Origin of the sequence: Staphylococcus pasteuri (assembly GCF_003970495.1) — a bacterium.
Classification (GTDB): Bacteria; Bacillota; Bacilli; order Staphylococcales; family Staphylococcaceae; genus Staphylococcus; species Staphylococcus pasteuri.
This window is the reverse complement of the sequence record NZ_RXWW01000061.1, coordinates 120,065-144,373: the sequence shown is the minus strand read 5'-3', so window position 1 is coordinate 144,373 and position 24,309 is coordinate 120,065. Positions and strand designations below refer to the sequence as shown.

23 protein-coding genes are annotated in these 24,309 nt (G+C 31.4%); 8 read left to right on the top strand and 15 right to left on the bottom strand.

Features of this window, described 5'->3' with window-relative positions:
- The first annotated feature begins 27 nt into the window (after positions 1-27).
- The 3 genes from CD121_RS08865 (at position 28) to CD121_RS08855 (ending at position 2,002) form a co-directional block, all read left to right on the top strand.
- Positions 28-477, top strand: coding sequence for a VOC family protein (locus CD121_RS08865; protein ID WP_046466975.1), 450 nt, complete (start codon positions 28-30; stop codon positions 475-477).
- A gap of 113 nt (positions 478-590) precedes the next feature.
- Complete coding sequence (locus tag CD121_RS08860) at positions 591-1,133, top strand: helix-turn-helix domain-containing protein (RefSeq protein ID WP_225307032.1); 543 nt, start codon at positions 591-593, stop codon at positions 1,131-1,133.
- A gap of 23 nt (positions 1,134-1,156) precedes the next feature.
- Positions 1,157-2,002, top strand: coding sequence for an IS3 family transposase (locus CD121_RS08855; RefSeq protein WP_246456622.1), 846 nt, complete (start codon positions 1,157-1,159; stop codon positions 2,000-2,002).
- A gap of 478 nt (positions 2,003-2,480) precedes the next feature.
- Here the strand turns inward: CD121_RS08855 and CD121_RS08850 are convergent, their stop codons facing one another.
- Positions 2,481-3,068, bottom strand: coding sequence for a TetR/AcrR family transcriptional regulator (locus CD121_RS08850; RefSeq protein ID WP_017636614.1), 588 nt, complete (start codon positions 3,066-3,068; stop codon positions 2,481-2,483).
- A 146-nt stretch (positions 3,069-3,214) separates the two neighbouring features.
- Here CD121_RS08850 and CD121_RS08845 point away from each other — a divergent pair, with 146 nt between their 5' ends.
- Complete coding sequence (locus CD121_RS08845) at positions 3,215-4,897, top strand: CocE/NonD family hydrolase (protein WP_126567971.1); 1,683 nt, start codon at positions 3,215-3,217, stop codon at positions 4,895-4,897.
- 74 nt (positions 4,898-4,971) lie between these two features.
- On the opposite strand, the gene CD121_RS08840 is transcribed toward CD121_RS08845, so the two are convergent.
- The 7 genes from CD121_RS08840 to panB form a co-directional block, all read right to left on the bottom strand.
- Positions 4,972-6,336, bottom strand: a complete 1,365-nt coding sequence (locus CD121_RS08840; protein WP_126567969.1) for a zinc ribbon domain-containing protein — start codon at positions 6,334-6,336, stop codon at positions 4,972-4,974.
- Positions 6,336-7,421, bottom strand: coding sequence for a zinc ribbon domain-containing protein (locus tag CD121_RS08835; RefSeq protein ID WP_070453072.1), 1,086 nt, complete (start codon positions 7,419-7,421; stop codon positions 6,336-6,338). Before CD121_RS08835 ends, CD121_RS08840 begins: the two co-directional genes overlap by 1 nt.
- A gap of 344 nt (positions 7,422-7,765) precedes the next feature.
- Positions 7,766-8,653 carry a TcaA second domain-containing protein gene (locus tag CD121_RS08830; RefSeq protein WP_046466972.1) on the bottom strand — a complete coding sequence of 296 codons (888 nt, stop codon included), beginning with the start codon at positions 8,651-8,653 and terminating at the stop codon, positions 7,766-7,768.
- A gap of 184 nt (positions 8,654-8,837) precedes the next feature.
- Positions 8,838-9,779, bottom strand: coding sequence for a zinc ribbon domain-containing protein (locus CD121_RS08825; protein WP_119622593.1), 942 nt, complete (start codon positions 9,777-9,779; stop codon positions 8,838-8,840).
- 160 nt (positions 9,780-9,939) lie between these two features.
- A complete protein-coding gene (panD, locus tag CD121_RS08820) occupies positions 9,940-10,323 on the bottom strand; it encodes an aspartate 1-decarboxylase (protein ID WP_070453069.1) in 384 nt (127 codons plus the stop codon).
- Between the two features lies 1 nt (position 10,324).
- Positions 10,325-11,176 carry a pantoate--beta-alanine ligase gene (gene panC / locus CD121_RS08815; protein ID WP_017636621.1) on the bottom strand — a complete coding sequence of 284 codons (852 nt, stop codon included), beginning with the start codon at positions 11,174-11,176 and terminating at the stop codon, positions 10,325-10,327.
- Positions 11,169-11,987 (bottom strand): 3-methyl-2-oxobutanoate hydroxymethyltransferase, encoded by an 819-nt coding sequence (gene panB, locus CD121_RS08810; RefSeq protein WP_119622592.1) that lies wholly within the window; start codon positions 11,985-11,987, stop codon positions 11,169-11,171. The genes panC and panB overlap by 8 nt, the downstream gene beginning before the upstream one ends.
- A 76-nt stretch (positions 11,988-12,063) precedes the next feature.
- Here panB and CD121_RS08805 point away from each other — a divergent pair, with 76 nt between their 5' ends.
- A complete protein-coding gene (locus CD121_RS08805) occupies positions 12,064-12,942 on the top strand; it encodes an oxidoreductase (protein WP_119622591.1) in 879 nt (292 codons plus the stop codon).
- 62 nt (positions 12,943-13,004) lie between these two features.
- Here the strand turns inward: CD121_RS08805 and budA are convergent, their stop codons facing one another.
- The 5 genes from budA to CD121_RS08780 form a co-directional block, all read right to left on the bottom strand.
- The gene (gene budA, locus CD121_RS08800; RefSeq protein WP_017636624.1) at positions 13,005-13,709 is read right to left on the bottom strand and encodes an acetolactate decarboxylase; all 705 of its coding nucleotides are present in this window, start codon (positions 13,707-13,709) and stop codon (positions 13,005-13,007) included.
- A gap of 34 nt (positions 13,710-13,743) precedes the next feature.
- Positions 13,744-15,408, bottom strand: a complete 1,665-nt coding sequence (alsS, locus tag CD121_RS08795) for an acetolactate synthase AlsS (protein WP_017636625.1) — start codon at positions 15,406-15,408, stop codon at positions 13,744-13,746.
- 110 nt (positions 15,409-15,518) lie between these two features.
- The gene (locus tag CD121_RS08790; RefSeq protein WP_017636626.1) at positions 15,519-16,472 is read right to left on the bottom strand and encodes an L-lactate dehydrogenase; all 954 of its coding nucleotides are present in this window, start codon (positions 16,470-16,472) and stop codon (positions 15,519-15,521) included.
- Between the two features lie 346 nt (positions 16,473-16,818).
- Positions 16,819-17,700, bottom strand: a complete 882-nt coding sequence (cidR, locus tag CD121_RS08785; RefSeq protein ID WP_029055949.1) for a cidABC operon transcriptional activator CidR — start codon at positions 17,698-17,700, stop codon at positions 16,819-16,821.
- 31 nt (positions 17,701-17,731) lie between these two features.
- Positions 17,732-18,418, bottom strand: a complete 687-nt coding sequence (locus CD121_RS08780) for a YoaK family protein (protein WP_017636628.1) — start codon at positions 18,416-18,418, stop codon at positions 17,732-17,734.
- A 331-nt stretch (positions 18,419-18,749) separates the two neighbouring features.
- On the opposite strand from CD121_RS08780, the gene CD121_RS08775 reads away from it, so the two are divergent.
- Positions 18,750-20,204: an APC family permease gene (locus CD121_RS08775; RefSeq protein ID WP_119622588.1), complete on the top strand. Its 1,455-nt coding sequence runs from the start codon at positions 18,750-18,752 to the stop codon at positions 20,202-20,204.
- Between the two features lie 73 nt (positions 20,205-20,277).
- Here the strand turns inward: CD121_RS08775 and CD121_RS08770 are convergent, their stop codons facing one another.
- Positions 20,278-21,615, bottom strand: coding sequence for an aspartate aminotransferase family protein (locus CD121_RS08770; RefSeq protein ID WP_126567966.1), 1,338 nt, complete (start codon positions 21,613-21,615; stop codon positions 20,278-20,280).
- 263 nt (positions 21,616-21,878) lie between these two features.
- On the opposite strand from CD121_RS08770, the gene CD121_RS12425 reads away from it, so the two are divergent.
- Positions 21,879-22,310, top strand: a complete 432-nt coding sequence (locus CD121_RS12425) for a hypothetical protein (RefSeq protein WP_072291833.1) — start codon at positions 21,879-21,881, stop codon at positions 22,308-22,310.
- A 57-nt stretch (positions 22,311-22,367) separates the two neighbouring features.
- Here CD121_RS12425 and CD121_RS08760 read toward each other — a convergent pair whose 3' ends face one another.
- The gene (locus CD121_RS08760) at positions 22,368-23,300 is read right to left on the bottom strand and encodes a YdeJ family lipoprotein (protein ID WP_126567964.1); all 933 of its coding nucleotides are present in this window, start codon (positions 23,298-23,300) and stop codon (positions 22,368-22,370) included.
- Between the two features lie 304 nt (positions 23,301-23,604).
- On the opposite strand from CD121_RS08760, the gene CD121_RS08755 reads away from it, so the two are divergent.
- Complete coding sequence (locus CD121_RS08755) at positions 23,605-24,162, top strand: hypothetical protein (RefSeq protein ID WP_017636632.1); 558 nt, start codon at positions 23,605-23,607, stop codon at positions 24,160-24,162.
- Positions 24,163-24,309 lie beyond the last annotated feature (147 nt).

Genomic DNA, 24,309 nt, shown 5'->3' with positions numbered 1-24,309 from the left:
TAATATAAAAGACTAAGGAGCAGATTTATGACTCAATTATCACCATATTTAGCATTTCCAAACACTAAAGAAGCTTTAAAATATTACGAAGAAGTATTTGGTGCAACAAATATTAAACGTTTAGAAGTCGGAGAAGATCAAGCGGAACATTTTGGAATGACAAAAGAACAAGCTAAAGAAGCAACTATGCATGCAGAATTTGAAATTGTTGGTGTGAAAATTTTAGGTGCAGATTCATTCGAACGTATTCAACCAATCAATAACGGCATTTCATTATTAATTGATTTTGACGTTAATGATAAAGAAGAAACTGAAAAAGTAGAAGCTTTCTACGATAAAATTAAAGACCATGAGTCTATCAATATTGAACTACCATTATCAGAACAATTTTGGGGCGGTAAAATGGGCGTCTTCAACGATAAATATGGCGTAAGATGGATGTTACATGGTCAAGATTATAATGCAACGAATCAGTAAATAGGTAATAATAAACAGGCTGGAACATAAATCCCAAAATAATAGCACTAAGGTGATTTGATGTGCACCCCAAAAGTTGGACTAAAAATCTAACTTTATGGGGTGCATTTTTTATGGGTAAACATTATAAATTTGAAATCAAATTAAAAATAGTTCACGAATATTTAAATAGTAGTTTAGGATATAAGAGATTAACTAAAAAATATAATCTTTCTCATCATTCTTTACTTCAAAGATGGGTTAACCAGTATTTGGAATCGGGCCCAGAAGGATTAGATAAAAAAATGAAAAATAGCTCATATACTAGTGATTTTAAAGTATCTGTTTTAAGATTTAGACAAGAAAATCAATTGTCTTATCGAGAAACAGCGAATCATTTTAAAATTACCAATCCTGCTACATTAGCTCAATGGCAGCGTAAATTTGATGAAGAAGGTATTCTCGGTTTAGACAATAAACAGAAAGGACATCCTTCTAAAATGAAAAGAAAACATACAAAAGTTGAACATGAAAATCAGTTGCCTTTAAAAGAAGATGAACGCGAAGAATTAGAAAGACTTAGGAATGAAAATGAAATGTTGAAAGCAGGTATTGCTTATCAAAAAAAGTTACAAAGATTGACCCAACATTACGGAACCAAACATCCGAAAAAGTAAAGGTCATTAAAGAATTACATGAAATGAATCAATTTGGGTTAAGTCTTCTGTTTAAAGTTACGGAAATAGCTAAATCCGTGTATTACTACTGGATTAAACGTTTCAAAAAAACCAAAAAAGATATAGATATAGTTAAATCTATTAAGCAAATATGTAAAGAAAGCGATTATACTTATGGTTATCGTCGAGTTACTCAAGCATTAGTTAATAAAGGAATGACAGTCAATCATAAGAAAGTAAGACGAATTATGAAAGAACATCAATTAATATGTAAGAAATTTAATCATAAAACAAGAAAATACAATTCTTATAGAGGCACAATAGGTAAAGTAGCTAGAAATATATTAAAACGTCGTTTTAATACAGATCGACCTTATCAAAAAGTGGTTACAGACATTACAGAATTTAAATTACTTGATGGAACAAAGGCATATTTGTCACCTTTTATGGATTTATATAGCTTGGAAATCTTAAGTTATCGTATATCAAAGCGTCCTACTATAGATATTGTGATTGAACCTTTAAATGAATTACTAACTATGAGACCTCAACTTTTTTATCGAATGACAATTCATTCAGATCAAGGATGGCATTATCAAAATAGAAACTATATTGAGTCATTAAAAGAACATGATGTATTTCAAAGTATGTCTAGAAAAGGAAATTGCCTAGATAATGCCTCAATGGAAAACTTCTTTGGGTTATTAAAACAAGAAATGTATTATGGACAATCATTTGAAACATTCCAAGAATTAGAACAATCTATTCATAAATATATCAATTTTTATAACAATACAAGAATTAAAGCAAAATTAAAAGGCTTGTCTCCTAAGCAATATAGGAAACAAACCTTTAAAATAGTATACTAAACCAGAGTACAACTTTTGGGGTTCAGTACAATTTATTTTAATCATCTTAGTGCTTTCTTTATACCCAATACTTCGTATTGTATGGCTCTCTTTCCCAGGGTACAGTTTCAGCCAGAAATACAGCACAGATAAATCTGTGAGTATTTCTAAGGTCTTCAACTAGCACTGTTCCCTCGGGAGTCTCGCCATAAATACTACGTATTTATATGTAATTTTACTTTAAAATATTTAAAAAATAAGGCACTTTCGTATAATTTAATAAGCATCACTAAACTAAATTAATGGAATCCTTATGTATAAAGATTAATCGATTTAGAGTAAACTCCAAAGTAGATGCTTTATCAAAATCTTTATTTGTACAATTTCATAATCAGTGTTTAAAACAAAATCTCATAGATAAAAAGGTAATTTCTATATTATTTCAATAGAAGTTACCTTTTTTCTATTGTTCAAGAACTTTATGTCTCTGCCTCATTTATTATTTCTCTCGTTGTATTATTGTAGCTGGGCCGTTATTGACAATATCATAAAAATATTGAATCAATTCTTCTTTCGATATACGGTTAGGATCCTCTACCCAATGACGTATAAATGAAAGCCCCGCTCCAGATACATAACTCATAAAATAAGAAAATGGTATGTTACCAATTTTATTATTGTCGTTTTTAAAATGATTTAAATGTCCTGTGATAAGTTCATATAGCTTCTCATGCAAATTGGAATCCTTACCAATATTAAACATAAGTTGATAAAACGACATATTCTCTTCTATATTACCAATTAAAAACTCCATAATCGTACGTATATTATCAGCTGATATTGCTTTATTACTATATACATCATTTTCTTCAATAAATACTTTAATTTCATTAACCTGCTCATCTTCCATTTGTTCTAATAAATCATATTTATCTATGTAATGCGTATAAAATGTACTACGATTGACGTCTGCTAAATCAGAAATTTGTTGAACTGTAATTTGTTCTAATTCCTGTTTATGCAATAAATCGATAAATGCTTGTCTGATTGCTTGCTGTGATTTTCTAACGCGTCGATCTTGCGGCATAATGTCACATCCTTTATCTCTATACAACAAGTATACGTTGTTTGTTGGTTATTACACAAATTAAGGACATTGATGATTGGAATTCTGATTATTACCTCTTATCATGAAGGTGTAAAGAAAAAGAAATCATGTAAAGGATGATTCATATGACAAGCAATTTATTAGGAAATCCAAAATTAACTGTTACAGATGTTAGTGATGTTAAAGAAGGTTTAAATCATATTGTTGTAGATAGTGTACAATTTGGTAATCAAGAAATGATTATGGAAAAAGATGTTACTGTTGAAATGAAAGATGGCGAAAAATTATATGTGAATATTTTCCGTCCTAACAAAGAAGGTCAATTCCCAGTAGTGATGTCTGCAGATACGTATGGTAAAGATAACAAACCAAAAATAACTAATATGGGTGCTAATTGGCCAACATTAGGCGCTATACCTACTTCAAGCTTCACGCCTGAAGAATCACCAGATCCAGTTTTCTGGGTCCCTCAAGATTATGTTGTTATCAAAATTGCATTGCGAGGTAGTTCAAAATCAAATGGTGTCTTATCTCCATGGTCAAAACGTGAAGCAGAAGATTACTATGAAGTGATTGAATGGGCTGCACAACAAGAATGGAGTAATGGTAATATCGGAACTAATGGTGTTTCATATCTTGCAGTTACACAATGGTGGGTTGCGTCATTAAATCCTCCTCATTTAAAAGCTATGATTCCATGGGAAGGTTTAAACGATATGTATCGTGAAGTTGCTTTCCACGGTGGTATTCCAGATACAGGATTCTATCGTTTCTGGATTCAAGGAATCTTTGCGAGATGGACAGATAATCCAAATATTGAAGATTTAATTCAAGCTCAAAAAGACCATCCATTATTTGATGATTTCTGGAAACAACGCCAAGCACCACTTCATCAAATCAAAACACCTATCTTAGCTTGTGCAAGTTGGTCAACTCAAGGTTTACACAATCGTGGTTCATTTGAAGGATTTAAACAAGCAAGCTCAGAAGACAAATGGCTATATATCCATGGTCGTAAAGAGTGGGAAAGTTATTATGCTAGAGAAAATCTTGAACGTCAAAAAGCGTTCTTCGATTATTACCTAAAAGAAGAAGATAATGATTGGAAAGACACACCAACTGTCACTTATGAAGTAAGAGACCAATTCTATAGAGGTGAATTCAAAACAGCAACATCATTCCCATTACCAAATACTGAATATACTCCTCTATATTTAAATGGTAAAGAATTAACATTAAATCAAAATGCTGTCTCTGAAGAAAATACAACTAGTTATGATTCTGAAAATGAACAAGACGAAGTACGCTTCAGTTATACATTTGATAAAGATACAGAATTAGTAGGTAATATGAACTTAAAATTATGGGTAAGTACAGATGATACAGACGATATGGATTTATTTGCAGGTATTAAAAAATTAGATCGTCGTGGTAATGAAGTGCACTTCCCTGACTTTAACCATATTGAAGATGGTCAAGTTGCAACTGGTTGGTTACGTGCTTCACATCGCGAATTAGATCAAGAAAAATCAACCATTGCTCAACCTTGGCATACACATGAACAAGAATTAAAACTTAATAATGGTGAAGTCGTTCCTGTAGAAATTGAACTTCTACCTTCAGGTACATTATTTAAACAAGGCGAAACACTAGAAGTTGTCGTCAAAGGAAGCGAAGTAGTAAAAGGTAATAGTACACCAGGTATGAGTACACGTTATGAACATAACGAAACAGTAAATAAAGGACATCATCATATTCACACTGGCGGACAATACGATTCTCAACTAATCATTCCCATAACAAAATAAATATATTAAAATGACCACTCAAAAGGATTTCTCCTTTTGGGTGGTCATTTATTATTAATTATTTTCTGGAACTTTTAGTATCCAGAACCTACTTTTTCTCCGTCTTCATCATATTCAGTTACATAACCGTCATCTGAATCTACAGTATATGAACCTGCTAAATTACCATCTTTATCTTCAAATGAGAATCCCCATTTGCCATCATCTGTTTTTTCAGGTTCTTTGTACGTATATTCATCTGTATCTAATGTATGTCCTTCATATGACTCAACTTTGTCGATAACGTTATCACGAGTTACTTCTTCTGAATCACTGTCACTATCATCGTCATCATCATCGTCGTCTGATTCCATTTTCTTATCGTAATAATCATCTATAGCGTCTTCATCAAATTTGACTGTTACATCTGATACGCCATTATCTTCTTCACTAGCACTTGAAACATTTACAGAACTTGATTTAAATGTTTCACCTTCTAAAGTACCTTGTGCATATACGATGACATCTTCGTCAGGATCATAAGGGCCAAATGTATCAGATTCATCGCCTTCATTTTTATCGTTCACATAGATGTTAATATCATCTAACATTGAACCACCTTCAGTAGTTACGTTGAATCGCTTTTGTCTAAATGATTCTTTCGCAATACCGTCTTCCTCACTCATAGTAATGTTAATCGCACCATCGAATGTTTTACCTTCCATTTTCTTAGAGGCCTTTAAATTATAATCTCCAATTGGGAACGTGCCTATTGGTTTACTTTCAGCTTCATCAACAGAAAGATGATGTTTTTCCCCATTAAATTTATAAGTAATATCACCGGTATCAGTAGGTTCAATATATACCTTTTTTTGTGGAATATTGAATTTATAGTTATTAAAGAATAAATATTTTTTGCCGTCTTTTTCAATATTTAATACATTATCATCGTCTGTATTAACAGATAAACTATGATATTTACCGTGCTCAACTTCTTTCGTATTACTTTCAATTTGGTTTGCTACGTTAGTTAAGTCGCCTTCAGCCTTGAGGTAATTTAAATAAGCACGTGCTTCTTGTTCACTCAATTTATTATCTGCTGAAGTCACTTGTTTAGCTAGACCTTTTGCATCATCTTTCTTAACTGCATGTGCGATTTGGTCTGCTTGTTTTTCAGGTGAAAATTGATGTTTTAAAATCGCAAAGATAGCAATTAACATTGCTAAAACAACTGCAACTATAACAATGATTAATATTGTTTTTTTCTTACTTTTCTTCGGTTGTGGTTCATATTGTTGATACATAGATGCATTATTATAACCTTGGTTATGTTGTTGTGAATGAGTATGATTGTGAGAATTTTGTTGTGAATCCTGAGATGCGTTAACTGGTGCCCCACAATTAGTACAAATTTTAACGTCTTGGCGTAAGGGTTTACCGCAATTACTACAATATTTCATTAATAACCACTACCTCCACCGAATAAGTTATTAAAGAATGAATCTCTTGTTTCATCAAATGATTCTAAAATACTTGAAAGTGTTACTTCTCCGAAAATTCTCATCAAGATAAAAATAACAATTAAGTAAATAACAATACCATAAAAACTTGAAAATCTAGTGAAGTTAATACCACTATATTTCGCAATTAAATATACACCAGAAGCTACAAGTATAACGAAAGATAACATTAAGACAACCATGCCAAATGTGTATGCTTCCATAACTAATAGAATGATAGATACAAGTAACATTGCAACTGTGACACTATTAATTAATATGAAATCAGAAAATACCTTTTTAAATGGTATCGCTTGAACTACAACTAATCTTGTCATTCCGAATATTGTACCTACAATTGCAGCTAAAAGAATAATTAAGCTAATAATAATAGAGAACACGATTTTGGATTCTGAAGTAAATAAAGATACTTCTTCTGGAATAGCTAAGAAAAGAATGATTGCAAGTACGATTAATCCAATTGCTAATAGTGAACCTAATAATTTAAAACTGAATGTATGAGTACTTTTAATCTCTCTATCAGGATCTACAAAAGCACTTTTGAAGAAACCTTTACTTTCTTGAGTCACTTCTTTAGCTTGTTCACTAAACTGATTTGTTTGTTGTTGATACTGATGTGGTTGTTGTTGATACTGTTGATTTTGATTATAGTTTTGATATTGATTCTGGTATTGGTTCTGATTTGGATTTTGATTCTGGTTTGGGTTTTGATTTTGATTTTGGTATTGCTGTTGTGTGTTGTTAGGTTGTGAGTGTTGGTATTGATTGTGATTTGCGTGAGTTTCTGCAGATGCATTACTTTGATTCATTGATTGTGATTGTTCATGTGAGGCATTGCTAGTAGAATTCATTGTGCTATTATGAGTTGATTGAGTGGCCTGTTGTTTATTTGAGTGAGAATCAGCTTGTTTAATATCGTCCTCTGCTGATGTAACTGCATTAGATTGACGATTAACTTTTGTGCCGCATTCTCCACAAAATACATCATCTTGTTCGATTTGATGACCACAATTAGGGCATTTCATAATGGTACCTCCAGTATTTTATTGTTTATCTTTGCAAATTATAACATTTTATTTATGTTGTTTTCTATGAAATTTCAAATATTTTTAAAAACCTTTAATAAAGTTTGTTATATTTTTAGATATATCAAATACCTTAATAGATATTTTTACTAAAAAAATATTTTTTAATAGATAGTAAGTAATTGGTGATACAATTATTACTAATATAAAAAGCGTTTTATTTTTTAATTTAAAGTCACACAAAAATACGATATATTGTAAATAAAAAAGCTAGTAAACGAGTTTTGATAAACTCATTTACTAGCCATTTTTCTAAAAGATATGTCCCAGGTTCTTAATTGTTATTATTTATTTTTATGTATTTTCTTATTTAGTTGATGATCAGATTGACTAAATACTTCTGCTTCATTAAATGTAAGAACAACATTAACAGGACTTTCATCACTATTAATAGATGGTACATTCACTTCATTTGATTTAAATGCTTGGTTCCCTACATAACCTACACCATAAACAAGCAAGTCATCTTCTCCACTAAAAGGTCCATAAGTAATATAGTCTTTTAATCTACCAACATTTTTATCATTAATAACTAAATCCATTTTATTAAACATATAACTATTTTTAGTTGTTACTTTAAATCGTTTTTCACTAAAATCTTCTTTAGCTAAAGTACCATATTTTTTCAAACTAAAAATAATATTGCCGTCATATGTACGATTTCCGATTTTTTTAGTTGCGTCTAATTTATATTCACCTAAAGGTACAGCATTTAAACTAACGATATGACCTTTTACTAAACGAACATTATACTTTTTGTTATTTAAACGATATGTCAATTTACCATTATCTTTAGCATCTAATGTAAAGTTAAATCGTGGTATTTCAAATTGAAAGTTTTTAAACAAACCGAATAAATGAATCTGTTGATGTATCGTTAAGATTGTCACTCCTTCTAATTCAACATCTTGTGTTTTACCTTTATTTTGTTTTAAATGATATGCTGCCGATGTTAATTGATGTAAGAATTTTTTATTACCACCAAATGAATTGATCAAAGATACATATGCCTTAGCTTCTTCATTTGTTAATTGTTGATTATTGGATATTACTAATTCAATCAATTGGTCCGTATTTTTATGATCGATTGCATCTGAAAATAATTGAACCTTTTTATCTAGTGCGTTTTCTAATCTATAGAAAGATAAAATACTAATTAATATGATCGTCATCAAACAAAGTACCAGTATTATAAGTGACAATGGTTTTTTAGGTTTGCGAAATCGATACCTTTTAGACGCATGAGAAGCATGAATTTGATGCGAATATCTTTCTGTATATTTTTTTGTAGCTAACATAGAATGATAACATCTTGTGCAGTAATCATTATTAATATACATAGGTTTCTTGCATTGTTTACAGTATGCCATTAAAACCACTATCCCATAATTTCATAAGATAATCGTTGATTAATTGTTCTATAATCATATGACCTAATAAATAAACTAAAATTGTCATTACCAATTGATAGATAATGATACTATATATGCTTGCGATTTTTGTACTATACATAACACTATATTTAGCCAAAATATATGACGGTGAAATGATATATAACATAACACAAGCAACAACTAAGATAATGATAGCTAATTTTGTTACGCCTAGTATAGCTAATATCAATCCTATTAATAATGTTATAACTGAAAACGTATTAACGACAATGAAATCAGACACGACCTTGTGAAGTTGGACTTTCGTATTTAAACTTATTTTCAAAACACTATACAACACGCCAATTGATAAAGTTGTACTACCTAACATTATCATCAATATATAGAAAGTTATCTTTAAAGGTGAGCTACTTGCCATAAATAAAAATAAATCTGAAGATAAAATGATTATTAGTAAAGTACTCAATAACGTTCCTATACATACTAATGATAATAAAAAACGATAATTAAATGTGACTTGATTCTCAAAAATATCATCCACAGATTTAAATACATGGGTGAAGAATTTTTTACCTTCAATTTGTAAATCTTTAAAGAAATATTCCATCGATGACATATTATCATCTGTTATTTCTTCAACAAATGAGTCATTTTCTTCAAGTGTAGATCGCTTTCTCGTTGTTTGATGAACTGATGTCGTCTTTTTATATAATTGACGCTCATTATTATCATCATCTTCTTTCTGAGATTGCTTTGAAGTACTTTGAAGTTGTTGGTTCTCTGTCATTGTAGATGCTGTTAGAACGTTTTGTGTCGCTTCATCTGGTTTAATTATTTCTGCACCACATTGAACACAAAATCGATCTTCTGGTTGATGATTCTGACCACAATTAAGACATTTCATGAAATTTTAATTCCTCCACTATAACTATTTAGATAGATTATATTACATTTCAACACCCTATTCTATATTATTTTTATTTTATTTATTAATATTTAAAAAGCCCTAACAATAAATTATACTAATTTGTTAGGACTTGCATTTATATATTTAATTATCACTGTTATAAAACAATTGTGTTTTCTTTTTCATGTATCATTTCAATGATGTCATTATGTTCATTCAATACAGCTACTTTTGGTGCATGATGCTTAATTTCTTCTTCATTTAATTGAGCATAAGTCATAATTATAACTACATCATCTATTTCAACTAAGCGAGCTGCAGCACCATTCAAGCAAATCTTACCAGTACCTCTTTCACCAGCAATGACATAAGTTTCAAAGCGCGCACCGTTATTATTATTTACGATTGCAACCTTTTCATTTGGTAATATATCAACCGCTTCTAAAATATCTGAGTCAATCGTGATACTTCCAACATAGTTTAAGTTAGCTTCTGTCACCCTTGCTCTATGAATTTTAGAATTCATCATTGTTCTTATCAACTTATTCAGCTCCAATTATTATATTATCTATCAAACGTGCTTTTGAAAATTTAACAGCTAATGAAATAAAGATTTGACCTTCAATTTTAGTTTGTTCTTCTAACTCTGGATAACTATAGATAGCCACTTCATCTACTTGACCACTTGTGTAATCAAGTAAATATTGAGTAATTTCATCTATAATAACCGAACTATTGCGTTCTCCATTATTATATAATTCACGTGCTAATTTCAAACTCTTACTTAAATGAACCGCTTCTTGTCTTTCCTCTACTGTTAAGTAAACATTTCTTGAACTTTTTGCTAATCCATCTTTTTCTCGAACAATATCCACACCTATAATTTCAATTGGCTGATTAAAATCTTTGACCATTTTTTCTACGATTGCCAGTTGTTGCGCATCCTTTTTACCAAAGTAAGCATAATCTGGACTTACAATATTAAACAATTTATTAACTACAGTTACAACACCTTCGAAATGTCCCGGACGTTGTGCACCTTCAAGTACATGTGCTAATTTACCAATTTTAAGTGTTACACCTAGTTCATCAGGATACATTTCTTCTACACTTGGATAAAACACATAATCGACATCAATTTGTTCTATCATTTCAACATCTTTATCAATTTGGCGAGGATATGCATCAAAATCTTCATTAGGTCCAAATTGTAGCGGATTAACAAAAATACTCACTACAGTTACATCATTAAATTCTGATGATAATTCCATCATTTTCAAATGACCTTCGTGTAAAGCACCCATAGTAGGTACAAAACCTATCGTTTGTCCGTGTGTCTTATATTCTTTAGCAATATTTTGCATTTCACTTACCGTTGTTATCACTTTAGTCATTGTTATTTACCTCACTCATAATTTTTTTCTTATACGTGTGTGTTTCAGTGGGAAATGCGCCTGATTTAACTTCTTCATTGTACTGTTTTAAACCATTAATACCAATTGAAAAGTCACTATATTGCTTAACAAATTTTGCATGACGTTCAACACCATAGTTGAGCATGTCATGATAAACCAATACTTGCCCATCAGTGTCTTTTCCTGCACCGATACCTATGACTGGAATCGACAATTTTTCACTAATTACTTGGGCAAGATCACTTGGTATTGCTTCAAGAACTAATGCAACTGCACCCGATTCTTCCATAAGGCGAGCATCTTCAATTAATTGTAAAGCTGCTTCTTTAGTACTACCTTGTAATTTGTATCCTGTTACGCCTACACTTTGTGGTGTTAAACCTAAATGAGCTACAACGGGAATACCCATTCTAGTCGCTTTTTTTATAAACGTTGCTAAATGTGCACCTTCCGCTTTAATCGCATTTGCGTTCGTTTGTTGGTATAAATCTAAAGCATGTTGTAAATCCAACTCATCACTGATACCAACCGTACCAATTGGCATATCTACGACTACAAACGTGTCTGGCGCTCCACGACGTACGGCTTTTGCGTGGTGTATCATATCATCTATTGTAACTTGAACTGTACTTTCGTAACCTAACACAGTCATCCCTAAGGAATCTCCCACTAGTATCATATCTATATTTGCTTCTTGTGCTTGTTTTGCACTAGGAAAATCATAAGCAGTAACCATTGAAATTTTGTTACCTGTTTGTTTCATTTCAATTAACTGAGCTAAAGTTTTCAATTCAATTCATCCTCAATTTCCTATATTATTAGCAATAGTATAATGAATCTAATTAAGAAAGGAAAGCATAAATATTATGACAATTGGTGTTATTGGTCCTGGAGCTGTTGGAACGACTATAGCTATTGAATTACAAAAGAAATATCCTGACACTTTATTAATTGGTAAAAAAAGACAAGAATTACATTATTTCCCAGAAAATGAAAAAGAAGCAATCACAATGTCTGTTACACCTTATCAGAATATAATTCAACCTCTTGATGTACTATTCATTGCCGTTAAAACATACCAACTAGATTCTGTACTTTCAAAATTATCTTCAATCATACATGAAAATACATTAATTATCCTTGCTCAAAACGGATATGGATATCTAGAGAAAATTCCTTATGAACATGCATATCAAGCTGTAGTCTATATTAGTGGTCAGAAAAACAATAATAATATCGTGCATTATAGAGACTATTGTCTTCATTTGAAAAATACACCAAGAACACGACAATTACAAAAGTTAACTAACAAAACTAAAATTGAAATAATACTTGAAGATAATATTGAACAAAAAATATGGTATAAACTATTAGTCAATTTAGGAATTAATTCAATAACAGCAGTAGGTCGTGATACAGCTAAAATTTTGCATTCAGCTCATATTAAACATATTTGTAGAGAAATTATTTCAGAGGGTATTACAGTAGCAAATGCTGAGGGAATCACTTTTGATGAAAGCACGCTAAACTCTATTATGACAATATATGAAGGTTATCCTGATCAAATGGGAACAAGTATGTATTACGATATCATGTCTGATCGGCCTTTAGAAATGGAAGCAATACAGGGCTATATATACAATAAGGCACGACAACATCAATTACATACGCCTTATTTAGATACTATTTATTCATTTTTATCTAGCTATCAACAACGTATTATTCAAAATTCAAGTTCACAATAATTTATTTTTATAGACAAACAAAAAACTGAGACGTGATCTATCACGCCTCAGTTTTACTATAATTATTCAGCTTCTCTTATTTCATCTGCAATATCTTTATAATCAATATCAGCATTTGTAAATGTTTCATCATATGATGGGAAATGTTGTTCAAATGTTTCGAAGTTTTGTATTTCAACTTTAACGTCTTCGACTTCAAAGTCTAATACGTGACCACCAAAGTTACGATCATCGTTAGCAAAATGAACATGGAAACCTGCTGAACCTACACCATGGAATAATTCTGGTGTAAAGAAACCAACTACAGAACCTTTGATATTCGTTTCAGTTTGTTCAGGTTGTCTACGTGCTGAATCAATTAAACGAGTATACGGTGGTTCTTGACCTGGCATCATACGTACATGCATTTTTTTGAAAACTCCAGAAATTTTTACTGCTGAGAATAAATTTTCACTAAGCATTTTTTCTTTCACTTCATTAAAGACCGCTTCAGATGATTTATCTTTAGTTTGATAAGTCGTATCTGCTGTGAATTTTGCTACTGTAGCATAAGGTGTTAATTCATCGCCTTTTAATTCAACAAATTCTTTATGTTCATTAGCATGATAAGCTTTACCATCAATAAATATTACTTCCCCATTAGAACCAGTAAGTGTTGCTATTCCTAAATCACCATGTTCTAATAGTTCATTAATTGATGCAGTCCCTTTTAGTAATCCTGCCATCAATGTTCCTAATGTACCGTGTTGGTATAAGACATTAGTCATAAACAATTTCACTCCTAATTCGTGTTCATCTTTATTAGTTAAATGCGTCAGGTAACATGTTTGTAGAAAGCTTCATGTTATCTTTATAGTTAACTGGAATATCAATCAATACTGGACCATCAGTGTCATATCCTTCTTTGATAGCTGCTTCTAGTTCTTCTTGGTTAGTGACACGTATTCCTTTAGCACCAAATGCTTCGGCATATTTTACATAGTCAACTGAACCAAAATCTACACCTGATGAACGTTCATATTTCATTTCTTCTTGGAATTCGACCATATTATATTTACCATCATTCCAAATTAATTGAATGATATTTAAATTTTTACGCACGGCTGTTTCTAAATCTTGTGCTGAGAATAAGAAACCACCATCTCCAGCAACTGAAACAACTTGTGTATTTGGTCTTACAAGTGCAGCTGAAATAGCCCAAGGTAAAGCAACACCTAATGTTTGCATACCATTACTGAATAGTAAATGTCTTGGATTATAGCTTCTGAACTTACGAGCCATCCATATATAGTGACTACCTACGTCCACTGTCACAGTTGTATCATCAGTCAGCATTTTTTGCATTGATTCGATAATTTCGATTGGATGTAACACACCGTCTTCATGTGTTGCTTTAATACCAGTTTCTTCAATAATATGCGCTCTTAATTTTTCTAATTCATCTAAATGTTGTTGATTAATAAATGGTTCATCAACTTTGTTAGAAATGATTTCAATTGTTCCTGCAATATTACCAATTAATTCTTTCATTGGTTGCATATAATTAGTAATTTCTGCTGGAATTTCATCTATATTGATAATTTTAGTATCTAATTCTTTATTCCAGTTACTTGCTTCATATTCAATTGGATCATAACCTATTGTAACTACTAAATCACTTTTACGAAGTAATTCATCACCAACTTGGTTACGGAACAATCCTACACGACCAAAGAAATGATTTTCTAATTCACGACTAATCACGCCAGCACCTTGGAACGTTTCTACAACTGGTAAATTGGTTTTTTCAACTAATTTACGAATTGCGTTCGTTTCGTTAGCACTTGAACTTCTCATACCAGCAAGTAAAACAGGGAATTCAGCATTTTTAATCTTTTCAATCACATCATTAATATCTTGTTCACTTGGAATACCTAGACTAGGTTTTTCACAATGTGCGATTGCTTTAGATTGAACTGGTGCTGAAATGACATCTTGCGGAATACTAATAAAGCTTGCACCATTTTTACCTGATGTCGCTGTTCTCATTGCGTTTGTCATAACTTCTGATAAAGATTCAGGATCTTGAACTTCTTCACTATATTTTGTTGAATATTTTAATAAAGCAGCATTGTCGATACTTTGATGTGTTAAACGAAGTAAGTCATTACGTTTAACTTGTCCTCCTAATGCTAATACGGGATCTCCTTCAGATGTTGCTGTTAATAATCCAGTAGTCAAGTTACTCACTCCTGGACCACTTGTAACAAGTGCGACACCTGGTTTACCAGTTAATCGTCCTATACCTTGTGCCATCATTGCCGCGTTTTGCTCGTGACGCGTTACAATAAGTTCTGGTCCGTCGTCTTCCAATGCATTGAATAAATAATCAATTTTTGCACCTGGAATACCAAATACGTACTCAATACCATTATTTTTAAAAGTATCAATTACCATATCGGCTGCAGTATATTGTTTGTCTGCCATGCTATTCATTTCCTTCCATTTTTCACATATTTATTTTATCGTGACGATAACATCAGTGTGAAAATGATTCCCCATTACTTGATAAAATATTTAAAGTATATTCTGATAGATTAATCTAAAAGATGTTTCACTGAATCATAAGTTGTTTCTAATGCTTCAACAGATTGTTTGAATAATTCTTTTTCATGATCGCTTAAAGGTGTTTCATAAACCTTGCTTGCACCATTTTCATTGATTAAAGTTGGTACACCAACATATACACCATTAAATCCATATTCACCATTCAATTGTGAAGATACAGTTAATACATTGTTTTCATTATTTAATAATGCTTTTGAAATTCTTAATAATGCTAGTGCAATACCATAATAAGTTGAACCTTTAGCTTGAATGATTTCATAAGCAGCATCTCTTGTTTGTTCATAAATTTCTTGTGCTTTAGCTTCGCTACCAGTTTGTTCTTTAAGTGTGTCATAAACTGAAATACCAGCAATGTTGGCTTTTGACCATACAGCTAATTCAGAATCACCGTGTTCACCAATAATTGAAGCGTGGACACTTGCAGGTGCTACATTCAATTCTTTACTAATTAAATATCTAAGTCTTGAAGAGTCTAATACTGTACCTGAACCGATAACGCGTTCAGCTGGTAATCCAGTTAACTCTTTAACATAACGAGTTAAGATATCTACTGGATTTGCAGCGATTAAGAAGTAACCATCAAAACCACTATCCATAATACTAGTTACAATATCTTTCATGATTTTTGTGTTTTTCTCTACTAATTGTAAACGTGTTTCACCTGGTTTTTGTGGTGCTCCAGCTGTAATTACAACTAAATCTGCATCATTACAATCACTATATTCTCCAGCTTTAACGACAACTGGTGAATCACTATGAAGTGCGCCGTGGTTTAAGTCTTGAACGTCAGCATTAACTTTATCTTTAGCAATATCGATAATTACGAATTCATCTGCAACACCTTGAGTTACCATTGCAAATGCATAACTAGATCCTACTGAGCCATCTCCAACTAAAACAACTTTTTTACCAAATTTTTTCATATCGAAAAACTCCTTCATTTTTGATGAGACTGAATACAAAGCATATGTTATCGCCTCATACATATATTTAATTACATATAATCCACTTTCATTTTAAATATACTTTATTAATATTTGTGTGTAAACATACAAGGGTTCAAATGATGTTAACGTCACTAATTTGTTGGTTTTAAGTTCCCTACGCACTTAATTATAGTAGTTTGTGAAGTATTAATAAAATACATAATTTCGATTAATAACATTCCAAAAAGGAATAGGTTTGATATAGAAAAAAGTAATAGAAAAAATACTTCAATGTACATGTCCATTAAAGTATTTTTTACTGTTCTGATATTAAATTAAATGTCTATTTCGTTCTTAAGTCTTTTATAAATTGAATCCATTCACGTGTTACAAAATTAAGATATGCATCTCTTCTCCAAATTAAACCTAGATGCCATGATAAATCTGCATTTTCTAATTGTAGTGCTTTTACATTATCTCCCATTAAACGAACTAAACTCTCTGGTACCACGCTAATTCCGATACCTTGACTAATCATATTCGCTATAAAACTAATTTGAGATATATTAGCTACAGTCTTAGGATAAAATCCTAATCGCTTACAGTTTTCAATAATTTGATCTTTAAGATAATAATCATCATGGAACAATACAAATTCTTCCTCTTTAAGTTCAGCTAAATCGACTTTTTCTTGTTGCGCTAGTGAATGATTTTTACTAACCACTAACAATAACTCTTCATTATATAGTGGAACTGAATGAAATAATGATGCATCGACAGGTAACGTCGTAATTCCAATATCTACTTCATCTGTTTCTGTGAGGTTCTCAACTATTTTACCTCCACCTTCCATGACTTCATAAGTCACTTTCGGATATAACTGGTGAAATTGATTCAAACTATCAGTAAATAATTGAACATTCATCATTGGTGACAAGGCTATTCTAATATGTCCTTTTTGCACATTCATGACATCATTCATCTCTAATGATAGTTTTTCAAATAACGCTAAAAATTCTAAACTGTTATCATAAAATGTCTGACCAATATCTGTCAGTTTGATTTGCTTTTGAGAACGATCGAATAATGTTATATCGTATTCATTTTCTATACTTTTGATTGCTTTACTTATCGTTGACTGTGCGATATATAGATGTTCTGATGCTTGTGTCATACCACCACGTCTGACTGTTTCAACAAAGTATTTGATTTGTTTTATTTCCATAGCTTTTACCTCTTAAATTAAAGTTTAGTAGTTATTCAGCTGTATGTTCTCTTCTATAAATTAATGAACTGTAAAATATAAAAATGACTATCAATATTGTTGCCGCAACTAATATGGCATAAGTTCCTAAAAATAGTTGAACTTCTGCTGAGACAATGGCACCAATAATAAAGCTTAATACTATTCTAATGTAAAGTTGAGCCTTTCTCAATTGAGCCTTATCCCTATTTAACATATACTCACTCAATGCAATGACACCATTCTTAATGTTTCCTGTAGAGAAGGTATTATTATATCCTTCACCCTCAATTTTACTAAAAGATGTTGTAAGCATTGCCATACCAAATGCTAGTGGAGGGAGAATATATAAATTTGAAACAGAAGTAGGTAAAAACCCGACAATAATACAACTTAATGTGATAGGCACTAAAGATACTAATCTCCAATATCGTGTTGCCATTTGATGATGGATTAAAGAGACGAACATGACACCAACCATAAATGAAATGACTGACGAAATTTTTAACATTCCTCCATTTAAATCACTATGTGATAACTCTGAAGCAAGAAATATAATGTTTCCTGTTTGTCCGGCTGCAAGTGTGCCTCCTCTAGTTAAGAAGGTATATGCATCAATATATCCGCCTACAAAGGTAAGAAGTACGGCAATTTCTTTACTTTGATATATGTTCTCTCTAATAAATTTTTCTAAAGCCACATTTATCGCCTCTATTTTTTACTTTTAAAATATTAAAACGTGATAATCTTTATTTTATTGATAAGTTCAATATAACTCTATTGTAAAGAATAAATTGTAAAAAGCTAAAATATAGTTCACATTTATTAAAAAAATACTTTTTATAGGGTTATTTTCTGTTATAATCAAGTTTATCCTTTTATATTTGAATATTTTGTCAACAATATCCTCCAATTAAAACGGAAAGTTTTAATTTTTCAGAATTTTTAGACAAAATATAAACGATTTATGCTATTATATAAATTATTAAAATGACAGTTAAATATAACTCATTTATTTACGGAGGTTTAGTATGTCTAGTTTTTTTAAACGTTTAACACAAAAAGAAGATCCTTCCATCTATCAAAGTAAAGATGGTCATTTAAAAAGAACTTTACGTGTTCGTGATTTTCTTGCATTAGGTGTGGGTACTATCGTTTCCACATCAATATTTACATTACCTGGGGTAGTAGCTGCGGAACATGCAGGTCCAGCAGTAGCTCTATCATTTTTATTAGCAGCTATTGTAGCCGGATTAGTTGCATTTACATATGCAGAAATGGCCTCTACAATGCCCTTTGCTGGTTCTGCTTATTCATGGATCAATGTCTTATTTGGTGAATTCTTTGGTTGGGTTGCAGGATGGGCCTTATTAGCAGAATACTTCATTGCCGTTGCATTCGTTGCATCTGGTTTCTCGGCCAATTTAAGGGGTCTAATTAAGCCTCTTGGTATAGAATTACCTAAAGCATTATCGAATCCATTAGGTAGTAATGGCGGTGTCATTGATATTGTCTCTGCCATTGTTATTATTTTAACTGCATTACTTTTATCAAGAGGTATGAGTGAAGCTGCTCGTATGGAAAATATTTTAGTAATTTTAAAAGTATTAGCTATCATATTATTTGTAATTGTAGGTTTAACTGCCCTTAACTTTAGCAATTATGTTCCATTTATTCCTGAACATAAAGTAACTGATGCAGGTGATTTCGGTGGTTGGCAAGGTATTTATGCTGGCGTATCTATGATTTTCTTAGCATATATTGGATTTGATTCAATCGCTGCTAACTCTGCAGAAGCGGTTAACCCTTCTAAAACAATGCCTAGAGGTATTTTAGGTTCTTTAGTCATTGCTGTCGTATTATTTGTAGCGGTAGCATTAGTATTAGTAGGTATGTTCCATTACAGTCAGTACGCTGATAATGCTGAGCCTGTAGGTTGGGCATTACGTGAAAGTGGTCATGGTATTATTGCAGCTATAGTACAAGCTATCTCAGTTATTGGTATGTTTACTGCTTTAATTGGAATGATGTTAGCAGGTTCAAGATTGCTATATTCATTTGGACGTGATGGTTTGTTACCTGCTTGGTTAGGAAAACTTAACAACAAACATTTACCAAATAGATCCTTAGTTATTTTAACAATCGTCGCCGTTATTATTGGATCAATGTTCCCATTTGCTTTCTTAGCACAATTAATTTCAGCTGGAACATTAATAGCATTTATGTTTGTTTCGTTAGCAATGTATCAACTTAGAAAACGTGAAGGTAAAGACTTACCTGTTCCATCATTTAAGTTACCATTGTATCCAGTATTACCAGCAGTTACTTTTATCCTTGTTCTATTAGTATTCTGGGGATTAAGTTTTGAAGCTAAATTATATACATTGATTTGGTTTATTATTGGTATAGTCATTTATCTATTTTATGGAATGAGACATTCTAAAAAAGACCGTGACGATGCATATCACTCACCTAAAAAATCTTAAAAATTAAAAAAGAGTTCCACGAAGTTTAATTCACTTTGTGGAACTCTCTTTTTTTAGATATTTTTACTATAGATTACCAACCTTGGCCCTCTATTTCATATTGATTTAATTCTCCATTATTTAATGCTTTTATCGCATTTTCAATTGTAGTTAAAGCATAATCTAACTGTTCATATGTGATAACCAATGGAGGTTGGAACCTTAATACGTTACCTGCAACTGCGATAATAACTATGCCTTTATCAAAGCAATAGTTACAAATCTTTAATGCAGCTTCTGGATCACGTGTCTTTTCTATAGAATTAGATACGACATCAATACCTATTGATAATCCTATACCTCTTACATCTCCGATACAGTCGTAATCTTTTACCCATCGATCCATTGTTTGACGCACATATTTACCCTTTTCAGTGCTTGCTTCAAGTAAATGTTCTTCCTCTATCATTTCAAGCGTCGCCAATGCCGCTTCGCAACTAACAGGATTAGCACCCGTAGTAAATAAATGAGCCGGAGCTTCTAGTGTCTCCATAATTTCCTTACGGCCAACAATAGCTGACATAGGTAATCCACCAGCTAATGATTTGCCAAATGTAATTAAATCAGGTGTAAAATCAAAGTGTTCAACTGAACTCCATGTACCTGTGCGACCTAATCCCTGTTGAATATCATCTACAGCAATGAGTATGCCATGTTCTCTACAAATACTTTCTAAAGCTTTGAAATAACCTGGCACTGGCTCTAATAAACCTCCATCGCCTTGAATCGTTTCTAAAACAATACAAGCGACTTCTTCAGCTGGGACATACTTATCAAACATTTCTCGAAGTGGTGCTAAATATTCATCTACAGTATTTGAAGCGGGTTGTTCAAATAAACCTCTATAATTATCAGGAAATGGAATATGGTAAAAACCATTCAATAACGGTCCATAACTTTTTCTCATATTCAAACTAATCGCTGACATGGATAAAGCCCCAAACGTTGAGCCATGATAGGCATTAGTAAAACTAATAATATATGGTCGACCAGTATATGCTCGGGCAAATTTGATAATGCCATCATTAGCATCTGATCCTGTTAAACCGAATGTCACTCTTTTTTCGTAGTCACCTGGTGTAATATCACATAATTTTTTAGACAAACAAATCAATGGTTCATGATACATATAAGCAGGTGTGTAATGTACGAATTTGTCGACTTGTTTTTTAATTGCATCTGTTACTTTTTTTGGTGCATGCCCTACATTTTGTGAACTTGCACTAGCTAATAAATCAATGTATTCTTTGCCATCAACATCAACTAATGTTGCACCATAGCCATGATCAATGGCTAAAGGATAATATTTGATTCTTCCAGATTTAGCAAAATATTGCTCATCTTCTTTTATTAAGTCGTGCGCTTTACTCATAATCAAATCATCCTTCCATGATTGAACTTCACTTCATTACTGTTAATTAATTAGATAAAATAATATTCATTATTCCTCAGTTATAAAATGATTTCGATTTGATGATAGTACTCAATATACTAATATTTTTCAGATTTGTAAATATTTTCCGAAAATTCTAACTAAAAATAATCATAACTACTATTTATACTGAAATATTTGTGTATAAATAGTAGTAAATAGGGAAATCATTACTATCAAATAACTGTTAGGATGTGTTATTTATTTTAAAAATTTTATACCATTTTTTAAGTGCTATAATCATTTCCTTTATCTTATTAATAAGTAATGTCGTTATAGACTTATTTTTACAACATACGCACTTAACTCAATTGTTACTTAATATAGATTTTTTAACTAATCCTCAAAATGTACCAACTTGGATGGAGATAATTATTCACCTATTTATTGGTATTAGCATTTATATTGTTTTTGTGATTTTGTATTATATTTCTAAACATTTTTATCATTTAGCTTATCTACCATTAATGATTATATTTGTAATTATGTACCCTTTACTTATTAGTATTGCTCAAAGATCATTTTTCACATTTAGTTGGTTAGAATACATGTGGTGGATGATTGCACATATTATTTTCACTTTATTAATGTATATCAGTATCAGTTTCATTAGTAGGAACAATAAATATAGATAAAGCAAAAAGGTCGACGCAAATTCATGCATCGACCTTTTTTAGCTTATTTAACTTTTTCTATTCTTCGTCACCATTTTCATCATATTTAGTAACATTACCATCTTCGTCAACAATATATGATCCTGCTAGGTCACCGTCTTTATCAGTGAATGAGAAGCCCCACTCTCCATCACTATTCTTTTCTGGTTCTTTATATGTGTATGTGTCAGTATCTAATTTGTGACCTTCATAATCTTCAACTTTATCTATCACGTTATCACGCGTTACAGTTGTGTCTTCAGAATCTGAAGAACTATCACTATCATCAGAATCGTCTGATTCACTAAAATCTTGATTTTCATCAATAGGTTCTCCAAAACCTTTAACTTCTTCAGATGACATGTATTTTAACATTTTATCAATTTCGGATTGACTCGCATCATATAATTTAACTGTTTTCGCTTCATCTATAATTCTTTGTGTTTCTCTATCGGAATAACTAGGTGTAACCCATTCTTTTCCTTGGAAATGTGATGGAACATTATAAAGTGTGATTGTGCCATCATTGTTATTTTTATATACAACCTGACCTGCTGCATTAACACTCGGTAATAATACTTGAGTACCTTCTGGTAAACGAGCAGAATTTTTAGGCATGTATGGATTAACGAGCCCATTTGACACATCTCCATGTTGGATTTCTAAATCTTCAAATTGGCTTTCTTTAGAACCTCTATAACTATCTAGCGCAGTTAACCAAACTTTAGCATAATATTCTTCAGAGTTTGTATCTTCTTGTTGTTTTTTTGAATGATTTGAAGATGAATTATTTGAACTACTACTAGATTGTGAAGATTGATTGTTATTCGATTTATTATCACTGTTACTATTACTCTCACTAGTTGAGTCATCAGATACTTTAGAACTTCCTTTGTCATTGTCATTATTTCCAAAACTGCACCCTGCTAAAAGTAAAGATGCTGTTAATAAAGCCCCTGCTACCTTTTTCATTAAACAATCCCCTTTGTTATTTTTGTATATACATTACATTATAATTTTATTATAAACTACATTATTTCAAAAACATATATCCATTTACACAATAGTTGTAATTTACATAACTTTAACAATAGTATTGTTTTCAACATCAATTTAAATCGTTGTAGTCCCATCTGTATGAATTATTAAGTTCTTTAACATAACTTAAAGTTTAAGTGTTGATTACTTTAAATTAGCTTATTTATAAAAAATGGGTGGTACACTATTGATGTAAGAAATATTAAATCATTCACTAATTGGAAATGGGGTTTTCATTATGAAGAAACGCTCTATACTAGTAACAACTGTTTTAGCAACTGCTGTTCTCTTTTCAACATCATTTGCTAGTGAAGCTAAAGCTGAGGAAGTCACAACAAACAATGCCGTCCAAGTGGCAAAACAGGCTATGACAAATAGTGGTGGTAATCCCGACTTGCAAAACTTTAATCAAGTTAAAGATAAAGGACAATATTTCATCATTGGTATAAACAATAAATCTGGTGTTGGCGTTGGAACATATAAAGTATATAAAAATGGTGAAGTTGAATATAAAAGTGGTAACTTTGGAGAATATAGTACTTTAAATTCAAAAGATAATTATACTGCACAAGGTATTAGTTCAAAATCCTATAACGAAAAAGAAGATGCTAAACAAGAAAATACATCTGTAGACAGTACAAAAGAGTTAAATGCTTACTATGTTGGTCATGTAAAATCAGATGAACTACCTGAATCTGGCCAAAAAGATATACTACCTAATGAAGCATTAGCTGGTCTGTCACTTGTTGCAGGTACAATACTTATTAGCCAAAGACAATTAAGAAAAACCTCATAAATTCAATATATATATGTAGAGAGTTATCGTTTTTAAAATGATAACTCTCTATTTTTTATATAATTTCTCATTTAAATAGTGACGAATTTTTGAAAAATGCCTACTATTTTAGAACAACCTGAATAAAAAAACTATGTCGTGGTATAT